The 14,396-nt window shown below is 64.3% G+C and carries 13 protein-coding genes; 7 read left to right on the top strand and 6 right to left on the bottom strand.

What is annotated here, in order from left to right; genetic code table 11:
* From AC1DYL_RS20460 to flaF, 5 genes are all read left to right on the top strand, one after another.
* On the top strand, positions 1 to 840 hold an 840-nt coding region (locus AC1DYL_RS20460), incomplete at its 5' end, for a flagellin (protein ID WP_477174579.1).
* A gap of 119 nt (positions 841 to 959) precedes the next feature.
* The gene (locus tag AC1DYL_RS20455) at positions 960 to 1,103 is read left to right on the top strand and encodes a hypothetical protein (RefSeq protein ID WP_477174578.1); all 144 of its coding nucleotides are present in this window, start codon (positions 960 to 962) and stop codon (positions 1,101 to 1,103) included.
* Positions 1,104 to 1,188: 85 nt separating this feature from the next.
* On the top strand, positions 1,189 to 2,391 hold the full coding sequence (locus AC1DYL_RS20450) for an MFS transporter (protein ID WP_477174577.1): 1,203 nt from the start codon (positions 1,189 to 1,191) through the stop codon (positions 2,389 to 2,391).
* A 63-nt stretch (positions 2,392 to 2,454) separates the two neighbouring features.
* Positions 2,455 to 2,841 carry a flagellar biosynthesis repressor FlbT gene (flbT, locus tag AC1DYL_RS20445; RefSeq protein WP_477149639.1) on the top strand — a complete coding sequence of 129 codons (387 nt, stop codon included), beginning with the start codon at positions 2,455 to 2,457 and terminating at the stop codon, positions 2,839 to 2,841.
* Complete coding sequence (gene flaF / locus AC1DYL_RS20440) at positions 2,831 to 3,202, top strand: flagellar biosynthesis regulator FlaF (protein WP_477149640.1); 372 nt, start codon at positions 2,831 to 2,833, stop codon at positions 3,200 to 3,202. The genes flbT and flaF overlap by 11 nt, the downstream gene beginning before the upstream one ends.
* 154 nt (positions 3,203 to 3,356) lie before the next feature.
* Here the strand turns inward: flaF and AC1DYL_RS20435 are convergent, their stop codons facing one another.
* The 3 genes from AC1DYL_RS20435 to AC1DYL_RS20425 form a co-directional block, all read right to left on the bottom strand.
* Positions 3,357 to 4,859, bottom strand: a complete 1,503-nt coding sequence (locus AC1DYL_RS20435; protein WP_477174576.1) for a flagellin N-terminal helical domain-containing protein — start codon at positions 4,857 to 4,859, stop codon at positions 3,357 to 3,359.
* Positions 4,860 to 4,871: 12 nt separating this feature from the next.
* Positions 4,872 to 6,719 carry a flagellar hook-associated protein FlgK gene (gene flgK, locus AC1DYL_RS20430; RefSeq protein ID WP_477149642.1) on the bottom strand — a complete coding sequence of 616 codons (1,848 nt, stop codon included), beginning with the start codon at positions 6,717 to 6,719 and terminating at the stop codon, positions 4,872 to 4,874.
* A gap of 68 nt (positions 6,720 to 6,787) precedes the next feature.
* Positions 6,788 to 8,542: a flagellar hook protein FlgE gene (locus AC1DYL_RS20425; RefSeq protein WP_477174575.1), complete on the bottom strand. Its 1,755-nt coding sequence runs from the start codon at positions 8,540 to 8,542 to the stop codon at positions 6,788 to 6,790.
* A 255-nt stretch (positions 8,543 to 8,797) separates the two neighbouring features.
* On the opposite strand from AC1DYL_RS20425, the gene AC1DYL_RS20420 reads away from it, so the two are divergent.
* Together AC1DYL_RS20420 and AC1DYL_RS20415 are read left to right on the top strand one after the other, a co-directional pair.
* Positions 8,798 to 9,664 carry an ATPase gene (locus tag AC1DYL_RS20420; RefSeq protein ID WP_477158623.1) on the top strand — a complete coding sequence of 289 codons (867 nt, stop codon included), beginning with the start codon at positions 8,798 to 8,800 and terminating at the stop codon, positions 9,662 to 9,664.
* A 57-nt stretch (positions 9,665 to 9,721) separates the two neighbouring features.
* Complete coding sequence (locus AC1DYL_RS20415; RefSeq protein ID WP_477174574.1) at positions 9,722 to 10,639, top strand: homoserine O-succinyltransferase; 918 nt, start codon at positions 9,722 to 9,724, stop codon at positions 10,637 to 10,639.
* Positions 10,640 to 10,738: 99 nt separating this feature from the next.
* On the opposite strand, the gene AC1DYL_RS20410 is transcribed toward AC1DYL_RS20415, so the two are convergent.
* From AC1DYL_RS20410 to AC1DYL_RS20400, 3 genes are read right to left on the bottom strand one after another with little or no spacing between them, the layout of a single operon-like run.
* A complete protein-coding gene (locus AC1DYL_RS20410; protein WP_477174573.1) occupies positions 10,739 to 11,173 on the bottom strand; it encodes an SRPBCC family protein in 435 nt (144 codons plus the stop codon).
* 23 nt (positions 11,174 to 11,196) lie between these two features.
* Entirely contained in the window at positions 11,197 to 12,357 is a 1,161-nt protein-coding gene (locus AC1DYL_RS20405) for a hypothetical protein (protein WP_477174572.1), read from the bottom strand.
* Complete coding sequence (locus AC1DYL_RS20400) at positions 12,354 to 14,303, bottom strand: glycosyltransferase family 2 protein (protein WP_477149648.1); 1,950 nt, start codon at positions 14,301 to 14,303, stop codon at positions 12,354 to 12,356. The genes AC1DYL_RS20405 and AC1DYL_RS20400 overlap by 4 nt, the downstream gene beginning before the upstream one ends.
* Between the last annotated feature and the right edge of the window lie 93 nt (positions 14,304 to 14,396).

Below are 14,396 nucleotides of genomic sequence, written 5' to 3'. Positions count from 1 at the left end.
GGCGCCAGCTCGGCGGTTGCCGTGACCAACTTCGCCGAGACTGACGCCGACACCGACACCACCATCACCGGTATCGGCCTTGACGCCGGCACCTCGGCGGCTGGTGCTGCAACGGTCGCGCCCGGCGCGGTGAAGACCGTTGATGCTCTCGTTACCGAGATCAACGGCAAGGCCGAACTGAAGGACAAGATCCGCGCTTCCAACGACGGCGGCAAGCTTCGCATCGAGAACCTCTCGACCGAAGACCTCACCGTTACCGGCGTTGGTACCGACGGTGAAGTCGACGGCACCACCGGGACTGCCGACATCGGTGGCAATGACGTCCGCAAGAACCTGGCCAAGCAGTTCAACGAACTGCGCGACCAGCTCGACAAGCTGGCTGATGACGCCTCTTTCAACGGCATCAACCTGCTCCGCGGCGACAAGCTGAAGCTGACGTTCAACGAGACCGGCACTTCGACCATCGACATCCAGGCAAAGGATGCCGACGGCACTGCCACCTCGATCAACAACACTTCGCTTGGCATCACCACCGTTGCCGACAAGGACCTGGACAGCGACGCGTCGATCGACGCCAAGCTGAGCACGCTGGGCGACGCCCTCGGTAACCTGCGTTCGCAGTCTTCGGCCTTCGGCTCGAACCTGTCGATCGTGCAGAACCGCACCGACTTCACCAAGAACATGATCAACACCCTCGAGACCGGTGCGGCGAACCTCACGCTTGCCGACACCAACGAGGAAGCAGCGAACCTGCTCGCTCTGCAGACCCGCCAGCAGCTGTCTTCGACGGCTCTGTCGATGGCCTCGCAGGCCGATCAGGCCGTGCTTCGCCTGTTCTAAGAAGTCAGTCGCAAGACAAGGCGAAGGCGGGCTCCGGCCCGCCTTTTTCTTTTGGGCTAGACTGTTTTCGCAACCCGATTAACCGGTCGTTTGCACCTGTGGCTCGATAGATACTCATTGTGACGAGCCGTAACGACTTCACCAAGTCGATGATCACCCCCCTGGAAAGCAGCGCCGCGAACCTGACGCTGGCCGTCGCCAACCAGGAAGCCGCGAACCTGCTCGCGCTGCAGACCCGCCAGGCTGTGTTGCGGCTGTTCTAGCAGCATTGGCCGAGACTTGAGGACAGGCGGGGCGGTACCCGCCTTTTCCATTGTCATAGCCCCCTCGCCGGGCAATCGTCGCACCATGACGCCGTTCCGAGACCTTCTCCGCATCCCGGCGCAGCGCCGGCTGCTGCTTGCAGCCATTCCCGCCGATTTCGCCGACTGGTTCGACTACGTCGCCGTGGTTGCGCTGATCGCCTATGTCTGGGGCCACGGCCCGGTCGCCCTCGCCTTCCTGGCCCTGGCCTTCTCCCTGCCCTACGTCATCACCGGCCCGCTGCTCGCCGCCTGGGTCGATCGCACCGAGTTGAAGCGCGTGCTGCTGGTTTCCAACCTTGGCCGTGGCGCGCTGACCTTCGCCCTGGCGCTGGCGCCCAATGTTGAGGTTCTGCTGCTGCTTGTCCTGCTGCGCGGCATCGTCGATTCCGCCTTCACCCCCGCCCGGCAGTCGGCCATCCAACTGACGACGCCCGAGCCGCTGCTGATGGCCGCCAATGGCCTGCACCAGGGCATCAACCAGGCGAGCAAGATCATAGGCCCGGCGGCTGGCGGGCTGCTACTGGCGCTGCTGCCGGCGCAGGGCGTGTTCGTCGTCAACGGCTTCCTGTCCGTCGTGGCGTTCCTGATCCTGCTGGGCCTGAAGCTGCCGCCTCGCGCCCATGTGCTCCACGGTACCGCGGAGCCATTCCTGCGCCGCGTGTCCGGGGGCATCGCGGAATTCGGGCGCAACCGGCGGCTGCTCGCGGTGCTGATCTTTGCCGCCGCGGCCAACTTCATCTTCTTTCTCTACGACACGCAGATTGCGCTGCTGACCAGCCGCCTCGGCTACGACGCAACGGCCTTTGGCCTGACGGTCACCGCTTCCGGCGTCGGCGGCGTCATCGGGGCATTTCTAGCGGGCATGGTCCGGCCCAAGCGCCCCCTGGCGATGATGGCCATCCCGGCTTTGATCTCCGGCCCGGTGACCATCGCCGTGGCGCTCGCGGCGGGTTGGAGCTTCGCCATCCCGTTCCCGTTGTTCTGTCTGGTGATGGCGGTGATGGGCGGCACCACGGTGTTCATGATGGTGCCCTATCGCTCGGTGATCCAGGCCGAAACGCCACCCGATCGGATCGGCCGGGTCACCGCCGCCGGCGAGGCCGCGATGATCTCGGCCATGATGTCGGCACCGTTCCTCGGCAGCCTGATCAGCGCCGGCTTCGGGGTCCCGGCACCGTTCATCCTGGGCGGCGCCCTGCTCATCCTCCTTGGTCTCGGAGCACTCGCATTCGCCCTGCGCCGGTAGCGTTTTGGTGACGCGCCGTATGCAGTATGCTGCTCCACGGAATCATGGGGTCGAGCCACCGATATGTCGCTAAAGGTCGAACTGAAGCCGGGCGAACGCCTGATCGTCGGCAACTGCGTCATCACCAACTCGGATCAGCGCACGCGGCTGTTCATCGACGGTAAGGCGCCAATCCTGCGCGAGAAGGATATCCTGACTTTCGACACCGCCGACAGTCCCGCCAAGCGCATCTACTTGGCGGTGCAGCTCATGTATATTCATGAGAGCGTCGAACGACTTACGCAGGACTACTTTCAACTGGTCAACGACATCATCACGGCAGCGCCATCAACAATCCGCATTGTTGACGAAATCAATAACGAGATATTAACCGGCTCCCTGTACAAAGCACTCAAGGCTGCGAAAAAGCTGATCCAGTACGAACAGGAACTCCTCGGCAATGCAGAATAGTGCGGCCCTCGCCTACCAGCAGGTAGGCAGGCAGACGGTTAATCCTCGTCTCCTCGAGGCGAACCTCCTCTCTCGAGCTGCCGGCCAGATGCAGCGCATCAGGGACGATTGGGACAACGAGCGTCACGAGCTCCACAACGCCCTGATGTTCAACCGCAAGCTCTGGACCGTGTTCCTCGGCTCGGTGACCGGCGAGGAAAGCCCGCTGCCCAAGTCGCTGCGCGAGAACATCGCCAACCTCGGCCTGTTCGTGATGAAGCAGACGATGACCATCCAGGCCGAGCCGTCGGCCAACAAGCTCACCGTACTGATCAACATCAACCGCGAGATCGCCACCGGACTGCGCGCCGGCCAGAGCTGAGCGCGACACATCGCTGCGAATGATCAAGCCCGCGGAAACGCGGGCTTTGTTGTTTCTAGCCGTTGCTGCGGCCATGCCTGCGCACCAGAAACAGAGATCCCCGCTTTCGCGGGGACGACTTGTGCGATCGGTGTCTGCGGAACGTTGGCGGCCGCTACCGCATGTAGTTCACGAGCGATAGCTGGCTCAGCAGCGCGGTGGTCTGGTAGCTGGCTTCCAGCCGGGTCTTCAGCGCCAGGATCTCCATCGCGATGGTCTCGGTCGGCGCGGACTCGATCTGCTCCAGCATGTTGCCGAGCTGCGCCGAGTGCGCCGTGTGCCGCTCGGCAATGGCGCCCGTCGTGCTCTGCGCGAGGCCGAGTTCGACCGTGATGGCCGCCAGTGAGCCCGGCTGATTGTCCTTGGTGTCGGCGAGCCGCGAGGCGTTGCGCGACATCATCGAGGTGTAGCGCTCCTCCGAGGTCGGATCGCTGTCCGGAAAATCCTGTACGGCCACGGCGGCCAGCGTCTGGATCAGGTTGAGGAAGCCACTTTCGTTGGCCTGCACGCCATAGCCCACGGTCGTGCCCTCACCCACCCGGGCGGTGACGGTGTTGCGCGGATCGGCGCTGTCCTCGCCATTGTACCAGAGCATCGTGTTGGCCGAGGTGCCGGCGATGAGGCCGGTGGCGGTGTCGTAGGGCGGGCCGTCGACGCGCATCACCTGCTCGCCCTGCCCGTTGAAGAAGTCGTCCGCTGCGGCATAGGCCGATGCCGAAACCAGCGCGGTCTCGGCCAGGTTTTTCACCGAACTGGTGAGTGCCGTGCCGAAGTTCGCCGCGGTGGTGTCGGCATCGGCGCCGATCTGGAACTCGCCTGCGCCCGGCGTGGCGGTGGTCGCGACGAGGACGACCTGCTCCTCGGTGCCGTCCGGCATGGTGAAGCTGACCTGCACCTTGTCGCCGGCAGACGGCAGCGGCGTGCCGAACTGCACCGTCAGCTGCGGCGGCGGGCCACCACCGGGGGCGGTCACCGCGATGTTCGCCGAGGTGGTGGTGACGCCTGAGAGCTTCATGCCGAACACGGTGGTCTCTTCCGCCAGCGTCACCGTGTCGGTCACGGTACTGACGTCGAGCCGGCCCAGGTGGTCGGTCCCCAGATCGGCAAGCTTCCGCTCACCCACGACCTGCTTGAACCCCGCGCGCGCGCCGACGCCGTTCATCAGGTCCGCCGGCGTCGAGACCGGCTTGCTGTCGGTGCGGTTGCCGCCGAACATGTAACGGCCAGCGATATCGGTGTTGAGCAGCGTCATCACCTCGTCGAAGCGCGAACCGGCGAGCGTCGGCGTGGTCTGGAAGTTGATGCCGGAGGTGCCGCCGCCGCCAGAAATAGCCGCGGCGCGGGCGTCGGACTCGATAGTGTCGAGCCGGCTCATCACCGTATCCAGCACTTCGAGGCGAAGGTTCACGGTCGAGATCGACTGCTGGTAGCCATCCATCCGCGCCACGCGCTGGCGCAGTGCCAGGTCGAAGTACCTGTCCGAGCCCATCTCTGCGAGCGTCGAGGCCTTCTCCCCGCTCGACAGCTGCGTCTGCAGCTTGTCGTAGCGCTCTTTCATGTTGGTGATGTTCTTGATGCCGTTGGCGAGCGGGAACATCGTCTTGCCGACTGAGGTCATGGTGTTCGCACCTTAGAGCTGCATCAGGGAGTCCATCAGTTCCTGCACTACGCTCATCACGCGCGCATTGGCGGCGAAGGCGTTCTGCAGTTCCATCAGACGTGCCATTTCTTCGTCGACGTCGACGCCGTACTCGCTGTCGAGGCGCTGCGTCAGCGCATCGAGCGTCATCTCCTGCGTCTCGCTATCCGAGATCGCGGAGGCCGCCGCGTTGCCCTGGTAGTTGATCGTCTGCGAGATGATGTCGGCCACGGTGCCGCCGAGGCGGAAGCTCGCGGTGGTGCCGCTCGATCCCTCGGCGCCGGCAAAGCGCATGCCGTCGAGGTTGGAGACGATCTGGTTCAGCCGGCTCTGGTCGCCGAGCGGCGTGGTGCCGGTATATTGCACCAGCAGCTTGTTATCGTTCACCACCGCCTGGTTGACGCTGATGCGCCCGGCGAAACCGAGCTTCTGTCCGACGCCGTCGAGGCTGTCGGTATAGTCGGCATTGTTGGTGTCGACGAACAGGGAGAAGCCGAGGCCGCCGTTCTGCAGGCCCGTCGCCGTGGTCCGCGTCTGCAGCGACAGCATGTCGGTGGTGCCGGCGGCGCCGTCATCCATCACCCGCAGCATGGTGCCCGATGGGCTGCTGACCGAGAGGCTGGTACCGAGTTTTCCCTGCAGCTGCGCCGCAACCGACGCCGCGCCGCCGGAGAAATCGAGCCCGACCACTCGCGCGCCGTTGGCATCGATATAGTCGATCGGCAGCTTCGAGGTGTCGTCGACGCGCAGTACGCGCACGTTCTTTTCGGCGCCACCCTGCAGGTACTTGAAGGTGAACTCGTTGCCGTTGCGGACGTTGGCGAGATCGACCTCGTAGCCATTGGAGGCGCCCGAGGTCACCTGCGTTCCCGTGGTCACGTTGGTCGACATCGCCTTAGCCAGCGAGGAGGCGATCTCATCGAGCTGGTCCTGTGCCTCCACCAGCGACTGGTCGCGCAACTCAATGAGCCCGGCGAGCTCACCGGAGCTGAGAACGTTCTGCTTGACCAGGTCGATCTCAAGCCCGGCCGGGGTCATGATGGTGAGCTTGCCAACGCCGCTGACCGCATCGTTGGGGCTGAAGCGCGAGCTGGCCGACAGCGCACCGGCGCTCTCGTACGAGAATACCGATGCCTTCACATCGAGGATGCCGACGCCGGAGCGCGTCATCAGCGAGACCGTGCCGTCGCCGCGATAGCTGACGCGCAGGTCCATCTGCTGTGACAGGCCTTCGACCAGCCGGTCGCGCTGGTCCAGCAACGTGGCGCGCGAGGTCGGATCGATCCCCTGGTCGGCCAGCCTGAGGTTGACCTTCTCCAGCGATTGCAGCTGGTTGTTGATGGTATCGACGCTGTTGGAGAGCCGCGACTCGGTCTCCTGCCGCAGAGACTGGATGTCGGAGGTGAGCCGGTTGAGCGTCCCCGCCAGCCCCTCGGCCTTCTGCACTAGGTCGGCCCGGTTGGCGTAGCTGTCCGGGCTGGTGGCGGCCGCCGCCAGCGCGCTCTCGAAGGCGTTGTAGGCGCTATCGACGGAGCCGGTCGTGCCGGGTTTGCCGAACAGCGTCTGCACGCGATCGAGGAAGCTCGCCTTGACGCTGGAGAAGCCGGATTCGCCCGTGGCACGCGTGTAGTGCTGCTGCAGGCTCTGGCTGAAGGTGCGGGTGAGTTGCCCCTCGCGGGCATAGGTGGAATTGACGCCCACCGAGTCGATGATGCTGACCGAACGCCGGTGGTATCCGGGGGTACCGGCATTGGCGACGTTGTTCGACAGCGTGTCGAGCGCGCTTTGCCCGACGCGCATCCCGCTGAGCGCATTGCTGAGGGTAACCGAAAGCCCCATTCCGTCCTACTCCAGCCCCATCCCGAGCCGCCGCGGTTGACCCGCGACAGCTCTGTTCATCCGCCGCGTCAGCGGACCATGTTCAGTGCTTCCTGCAGCATCTGGTCCGCGGTCGAGACGATGCGGGTGCCGGCGGCATAAGCCTGCTGGGTGATGATCAGCTTGGTGAACTCCTCGGAGATGTCGGTGTTCGACGCTTCGAGCGAGGAGCCAATGACGCCGCCATTGTCGAGCAGCGGCTCGCCCGACTCCGACGTCGCAGCGAACACGCCGCCATCCATGCGCTTCAGCGCATTTGCGGCATTGAAGTTCGCCGTCACCACCTGGGCGACCTCGAGCTGCTGGCCGTTATTGTAGGAGACGACGACGCGGCCGTTGTCGTTCACCGCGACCGAGACGTACTCACCAGCGGCGTAGCCGTTCTGGTTGAGCGTGGTCACCTCGGCGGTGCCGTTCGGATCGGCGAACTGGGTGAGCCCGTTGGCGCCGTGCTGCAGACGTATGTCGCCAATGGTCACGCCGTTCACCGTGAGCCCCGGCAGGTCGGTGTATTCCACTGCCGGGTTGGGCGAACCGTCGGCGCCGAAGGTGTAGTCGCCGCCCATGCGGGTCCAGGCGGTACCAGAACCGGTGGCTTCCGAGTTGGTGAGGACGAACATGTTCCAGCGCTCAGCGCCGCCATTGGCGGTCGAGTTCACCTTGGCCCAGCGCACCTGCACGTTGGCGGGAGCGCCGTTGCCGGCATAGACCGTGATCGCGCCGCCCGAGATCGACTGGGCGACGAAAGTGTCCGCGTCGTCGGCACTGACGGCGTTGACGCGTGCGGAGAGGGCCGTCGCGGCCGACACGGTCGGATTGATCGTGCCATTGGCAAGGTTGAAGCCGGTGGTGGAGGTGCCGGTGGTATTGTCGGTGAGGGTGACCGTGTCGGTGGCGTTGGCGGCCGTAACTGTGATCGCACCGGCGGTGTTCCGGGCGAGGGTAACGCCGCCCGGCAGCAAGCCCTGAACCGCAGTCAGCATCGCGTCGACATCCGCGTAGGCCGTGATGTCGATGTTGTTGCCGGAGCTGCCGCCGCCGCTGATGAAGTTGATGGTCGTCGCTGTGCCGCCATTGACGGCGACGCTCAGCGAGTCGCCGGCTGCGGCGATGGTCGACGGCAAGGCCGTGCCCGTCGTGGTGGCGCCCGAGGTGGTGGCCGGAGTATCCGGCGTGAGCGTCAGGAAGTCCTGCGCCCGCAGCAGCTCGCTGCCGACGGTCTTCGCCGCCTGGTACGCTGCAGTCTTAGGCAACTGCGGCAGGTTCAGCTCGTAGTTGACGCGCGTGGTCTGCTGCGCCGGCAGGAACGAGTTGGAGACGCGTAGCACCTGCGGGACCGAGCCCGAGATGTTCTGCGTCACCGGGTCGATCGGCAGGCCCTTCAGGTAGTAGCCCGAGCCGTTGACCAGGTAGCCGTTTTTGTCGAGCTCGAAGTCGCCGCGCCGGGTGTAGTAGCTGGCGCCCGCGAATAGCGCGTCACCGTCCGACTGGCCGATCGGCGGCTCGACGATGAAGAAGCCGTTGCCGTTGATGGCCATGTTGGTTTCGGTCGACGTGCCCTTGACGTCACCCTGCAGGTTATTGGTCGAGCGCGACTGCGCCAGGACCGAACCAGCGGTCTGCCGCTTCTGCGGTGCGTCGGGGATCAGGTCGACGAAATCGGTGTCGATGCGCTTGAAGCCGGTAGTCTGGCTGTTGGCGATGTTGCCCGAGATATTCTCGAGCGCGAAGGATTGGGCGCGTAGCCCGGTGACTGCGGTCGAAAGAGCGCCGTAGATGCCCATAGTTTGCTCCATACCCCCATTTGGCGTGCGGACACGCGGGTTCGGGTAAAGCAATGCAAGCTCGATGCCAGATCGGGATGCCGTTGAATTTGCTAGGTTTTCTGGCGCGCCGGTAACGGATGCGGCGATAACAAGGCAAAAGAGTCCGAGCTATGCGGCAGGAATTGCCGATAGCATGAGATCTCGCCTGAGCCCCTGCCCTTGTCCGCTCTGCGCGCATCGTCTAAATCCATGCGCCGAACCGGACCCGCCCCTATGCTGTTCAACTCCGCCGAGGACTTCCTGAGCGCGCCGCGTCACGCCGTGACGGTGTTCGGCATGGCCGGCGTCGGCAAGACCTGGCTGGCGGCGCTGCTGCGCAAGCACCAGTGGTTCCACTACTCGGCCGATTACCGCATCGGCACGCGCTACATGGGCGAGTTCATTGTCGACAACTTCAAGGCCGAGGCCATGAAGGTGCCGTTCCTGCGCGACCTCTTGCGCTCGGACTCGATCAAGATCGACAGCAACATCACCTTCGCCAACCTCGACCCGCTCTCGACCTATCTTGGGCGGCCGGGCGATACGCGCCGTGGCGGCCTGCCGCTCGATGAGTACCAGCGGCGGCAGGAGCAGCACCGGATTGCCGAGATCGCGGCGCTCGAGGATGTGCCCTACTTCATCGAGCGCGCCGATACGCTCTACGGCTACTCGAACTTCATCGCCGACACCGGCGGTTCGCTGATCGAGGTGGTGGACCCGGCCAATGCCGAGGATCCGGTGATCAAGGCGCTGACTTCGAGCACCCTGCTGCTCTACATCCGGGGCACCGAGCACGACACGGCGGAACTGGTCCGCCGCTTCAAGCACAGCCCCAAGCCGATGTACTACCAGCCACATTTCCTCGTCGAGAAGTGGGCCGAGTTCAAGAAGCTCAACAAGGTCAAGGACGACGCCGATGTCGATCCGGATGCCTTTGGCGCGTGGGGTTTCGAGGCGCTGCTGAAAGATCGGCTGCCGCGCTACCAACTGCTCGCCGACAATTTCGGCTACACCATCGAAGCCAGCGACCTCGCCACGGTGCGCGATGGCGACGAATTCCTCGACCTCGTGGCGGGAGCGATCCGGAAGCGAATGCGATAGCGCCGTCCGCGGCGCCGCTTCAGTTCACCCGATCGCTTACCCATCTAGAGGGACATCATGCCCATTCGTATCCCTGACCACCTGCCTGCGGCCAAGACCCTTGAATCGGAGGGTGTCATGGTCATGGACTCCTCCCGCGCCGCCCGCCAGGACATCCGCCCGCTGCAGATCGGGCTGCTCAACCTTATGCCCAACAAGGAACGCACCGAGACGCAGTTCGCCCGGCTGATCGGCGCGACGCCGCTGCAGGTCGACCTGACACTGGTGCGGGTGAGCGACCACAAGTCCAAGAACACCTCGGAAGAGTACCTCAAGAGCTTCTATTCGACCTGGGAAGAGGTGCGGGAGAAGAGGTTTGACGGCTTTGTCGTCACCGGCGCGCCGGTGGCCAACATGCCGTTCGAGGAGGTCAAGTACTGGTCCGAAATGCTCGAGATCATGGACTGGACGCAGACCAACGTGCACCACACGATGTTCATCTGCTGGGGCGCCCAGGCGGCGCTGCACCATTTCCATGGGGCGAAGCGCTACCGCATGCCCAGCAAGGCCTTCGGGGTGTTCCGGCACAAGCTGGTCGGCCCGCAGACGCCGTGGCTGCATGGTTTCTCGGACAGCCCGATGATCCCGGTCAGCCGCTACAACGACATCGACCGGAACAGCCTTGGCAAAGGCCTCGAAGTCCTTATCGACAATGAGGAAATCGGCGTTTGTATGCTGCAGGACAAGGTGCGCCCTGCCCTCTACATGCTGAACCACCTCGAGTATGACAACCGCTCGCTGGCGGACGAGTACGAGCGGGACGTGAAGGCCGGGCTCTATACGCCGCCACCGGTGAACCTGTTCCCCAACGGCGACACCACGGTGGAGCCGGAGAACCGCTGGCGCAGCCATGCGCACCTGCTGTTCCAGAACTGGATCAACGAAATCTACCAGACGACGCCGTACGAGCTCGAGAAGATCGGACTGAACGGATAGAACGATATTCGTTCAATTCGTTCGCGCGAAAACTGGGAGAGACGCCCCCCTCCCATCCCCCCATGAAGAGGGAGGCCGGGACGGGGGCGTCTGCTGCAGTCAGTGCATCCCCTCGGCCGACTTCTTCAGCCCGTCGAGCATCATCGACCAGTTCTTCTCGAACTCCGCCCTCGTCTTGGCATCTACCTGCGTCTCCTCGCCCTCGTTGAACTGGCTGAGCGTCACCTTGGTCCGCTGGCCGGTTGGTTCCAGCTCATACTTTACCACGTGGTAGCTGGGCGGGCGTTTGCCGGAGCCGTCCTTGTCGCTCCAGTGCGAGAAGCTGAGTTCCTTGGCCTCGGAAAGGCTCTGGATCTCACCGCGATCGGTGAAGCTCTTGCCCTGCCACTCGCCCTTGAAGGTGATGGGATGGCCGATCTTCCAGTCGGTGTCGATCGTCGTGCCGGGGAACATGGCGCCCTTCTGCATGGCCTTCCAGACCGTGGTGGCAGGCGCGGCGATGGTGGTGTCGATTTCGACGACGGGCTTGTGCATTTCGTCCTCCTTTTGCTGGTAGGTCAAACGCCTGGCCGCAAGGAGAGGTTGCCGACTTCGCCCGGCACGGCGTTGAACAACGCCGCCTTCCAGAGCGGATCATCCCACAAGCCCGTGAGGGTCCAGCTGAGAATGACCGAGACACCCAGCATGACCAGTGCGAAGAGCCGCAGCGGCATCGGCAGGCGTACCACCGCCAGCCACGAGGCGAAGGCCGCCAGGAGCGCCACCGCGGGCACAAACGCCTGCATCTGCGTGTTGAGGATGACCCGCGCAACCGCGAGATAGACCGGGAGCACGATGACGGCGAGCGCGCTGAACACGTGCCGCTTCTCCGGCAGCCTGGACCAGAAGCAGTAGGCCAGCGGCACCACCATTACCGGCGCAAAGGTGACGAGCGACAACAGGCTGGTGCCGACGTCGCCGAACCGCAGGGTACCGTAGGTGGCGACATAGGGGAGCAGCGCGGCGGCTACATCGAGCCGCGCCTGCGCGATGAAGCCGATGATTCCTACGGCGACGATCAGCGACGGCAGGATGGCCACCAGCAGCATGGCGAAGAACGCCCGCGGATCGCGGCGGCCGTCGGGCTCGGCAAGCGCGGCGCCAAGGGCGAACGGCAGGATCAGCAGCGTCGTGATGGGGCTGGCGAGCAGCAGCAGCGGCATAAGGAGGCCGAGACCGATGGCGGACTGCACGTCTCCAACATCCTCGATGCCACGGATGGCCGGGATCAGCGCCGCGAACGCGAAGTAGAGCGGCAGGCCGCGGCTGGCGGCGGTGGTGACGTAGAGCACGTCGGCATGGAGCCCCAGCGCGACGAGGGTGAGCACCGTGCCGATGACGAACCATCCGTTGGCGCGCATGCGATGATAGAGGATGCCGAACATCAGCCCCGTGGCCGCTGCGGCAGTGAGCGACAGCACGCTCTGCTGCACCTGCGTGTAGGGGATCAACCCGACGATCCGCAGCACCGCGTGCGACAGCCAGCCGCCTGTGCGCCAGGCCTCGCCGGCCTGCAACGCGGCGATGTCGCGGCGCAGGAAGCCGTTGTCGATGACGTACTGCGCCAGCCACAGGAAGGCCGAAAGCGCCGTGACGGTCACCGCGACCGTGGAGAGCCGCCAGAACTTGACGCGCTTGGGCGGAGCCGTGACGATGGCGGTGATGTCTGCGAGGCTCATTTGGCCGCCTCGCTCTTGACCTGCTCAAGCGTCTGCTGCGTGACGCTGGACGTGCCGTGCTCGGTCTTTTCCCAGTAGTGGGGATTGAAGATCAGCTGCCAGAAGGCCTTGTAGGCCGCGATCGAGTGCAGCACCCAGTAGAACGGCAGCAGCACCCCCACCGGCACCAGGTCGTAGTAGCGGCGCTTCAGCGCCGCGATCACCCCGAAATAGACGAGGAACAGGTTGCCGATCACCAGGTTGAACAGTGCCATGGTCCCGAAGGGCTCAGGGAACAGCCAGCCGAAATCCCAGCTGTTGGTGAACCACACGAGGAAGGTGATCACCCACAGGATCGGCGCCAGCAGCATCGTGAACGGCGGCGCGCCGATAAAGAAGTGGAACGAGAAGAAGCCCTTGGCGCCGATCGACTTCCACAGCTGGATCGGGTGCCTCATGTGCACCAGCCAGGTCTGCATGTAGCCCTTGATCCAGCGCGAGCGCTGCTTGATCCAGCTCGGCAAGACGCCGTTGGCTTCCTCGTAGGTGGTCGAATTGATGACACCGACGGTGTAGCCTTCCTGCGCCAGCCGTACGCCGAGATCAGCATCCTCGGTGACGTTGTAGGGATCCCACGCCCCGACCTTGCGCAGCGCCGAGAGCTTGAAGTGGTTGGAGGTACCGCCCAGCGGGATCGGCACTTTCAGCCAGTCGAGGCCTGGCAGCAGGAAATCGAACCACTGGCTGTATTCGAGCGTGAACATCCGCGTCAGCCAGTTTTCAGAGCGGTTGAAGTAGTTCAGCCGCCCCTGCACACAGGCGAGATGCGGATCGCCGTTGCGGAACGCCAGCACCGCCTTCTTCAGCTGATCCGGCTCCGGCTGGTCCTCGGCGTCGTAGATGGTCACAAACTCGCCGCGGCTGAACTGCAGCGCGTAGTTGCAGGCCTTCGGCTTGGTCTTGGGCTGGCTCGGCGGCACCCGCACGATCTCGAACGTACCGGGCAGCCGCAGCGCCTTGGCCGCCTCGATGGTCTCGGTGTCGTCTTCCTCCAGAACCAGCTTCACCTCGAGCTTCGAAGCCGGATAATCGAGCCCTTTCAACGCCTTGGTGAGGAGCGGCAAGACCTTCGCTTCTTTGTACATGGGCACCAGGACGGTGTAGACCGGCAGCTCGTTGTCCTTCAGCGCCGCGATCGCCTCGGCCGAGATTTCCATGTCAGCCTTGCGCGAGGCGCCGACAAAGGTCAGCACGAACTTGAACGCGAACGTCAGCGTGTAGATGGTGGTGAAGAACGCCATCAGCGTGACCGCGGTGGCCATCGGCGCGAGCAAAAGGCCCGCCACCAACGCCGCCAGCATGCCCCAAAGCACCAGCTTCTGCGGCCGCGTTACCGTGAACTTGGCCGAGTGCTCGGGCTTCCAGGAGTACAGAGCCTCGCGGGCGAAAAAGCTGTCCCACTCGCGGAACAGCTGCTGCGTCTGCCACAGGATGTCGAACGGCGAAGTGATGACGAAATCGTAGTTGTCGGCGCCGAACCGCTCGTCGCCCCACAGGAAGTGCTCGGTCGAGATTTCCGTGGCGGCGAGGATGAGCCGGCCGTCGATCCGGCGCCACGGCACGATATTGCGCTCGGCATAGTCGGCGCGGTCCTCGACCCGCGTCAAGCTCTCGTCGATCGGCTCCTTCTGCAGATCGACGAACGGCAAGCCGTACACCTCGGCGACCGCCCGGTAGTAGTCGATGGGTCTGACGAACCCGAGCGCGATGATCGTCGAGGCGAGGCTGGAGCCCCACTCCGCCGTCTGCCGCATGGCGATGGCGAGGTCGGTGAGCCGCAGGGTCTTATTTGAAATCAACAGCTTGGCGACATCGAGATGCAGTCGGTCGCCAGCCGTTCGCTCGCGCGGAACACCCAGGAGTTCCGCCGCATCACTCTCGAAGCTACGAGCTACAGCGTAAGCCATGCCCCAGATAAGGCGAACAACAGTGAAGATTCCCCCAACCGTGCGATCACGATTCCTCTAGAGCGCCCAGCGCGGTAGCCTTGCAATCGTGCG

This window comes from Devosia sp. P1_H9, assembly GCF_056405135.1.
The sequence above is the reverse complement of the archived record's forward strand: the minus strand, read 5'-3'. Positions and strand labels throughout refer to the sequence as shown.

Excerpts from the sequence above, each read along its gene's own strand:
- AC1DYL_RS20450 (WP_477174577.1), top strand. The coding sequence starts at position 1,189 with ATGACGCCGTTCCGAGACCTTCTCCGCATCCCGGCGCAGCGCCGGCTG.
- flbT (WP_477149639.1), top strand. The coding sequence starts at position 2,455 with ATGTCGCTAAAGGTCGAACTGAAGCCGGGCGAACGCCTGATCGTCGGC.
- flaF (WP_477149640.1), top strand. The coding sequence starts at position 2,831 with ATGCAGAATAGTGCGGCCCTCGCCTACCAGCAGGTAGGCAGGCAGACG.
- AC1DYL_RS20435 (WP_477174576.1), bottom strand. The coding sequence starts at position 4,859 with ATGACCTCAGTCGGCAAGACGATGTTCCCGCTCGCCAACGGCATCAAG.
- flgK (WP_477149642.1), bottom strand. The coding sequence starts at position 6,719 with ATGGGGCTTTCGGTTACCCTCAGCAATGCGCTCAGCGGGATGCGCGTC.
- AC1DYL_RS20425 (WP_477174575.1), bottom strand. The coding sequence starts at position 8,542 with ATGGGCATCTACGGCGCTCTTTCGACCGCAGTCACCGGGCTACGCGCC.
- AC1DYL_RS20420 (WP_477158623.1), top strand. The coding sequence starts at position 8,798 with ATGCTGTTCAACTCCGCCGAGGACTTCCTGAGCGCGCCGCGTCACGCC.
- AC1DYL_RS20415 (WP_477174574.1), top strand. The coding sequence starts at position 9,722 with ATGCCCATTCGTATCCCTGACCACCTGCCTGCGGCCAAGACCCTTGAA.
- AC1DYL_RS20410 (WP_477174573.1), bottom strand. The coding sequence starts at position 11,173 with ATGCACAAGCCCGTCGTCGAAATCGACACCACCATCGCCGCGCCTGCC.
- AC1DYL_RS20405 (WP_477174572.1), bottom strand. The coding sequence starts at position 12,357 with ATGAGCCTCGCAGACATCACCGCCATCGTCACGGCTCCGCCCAAGCGC.
- AC1DYL_RS20400 (WP_477149648.1), bottom strand. The coding sequence starts at position 14,303 with ATGGCTTACGCTGTAGCTCGTAGCTTCGAGAGTGATGCGGCGGAACTC.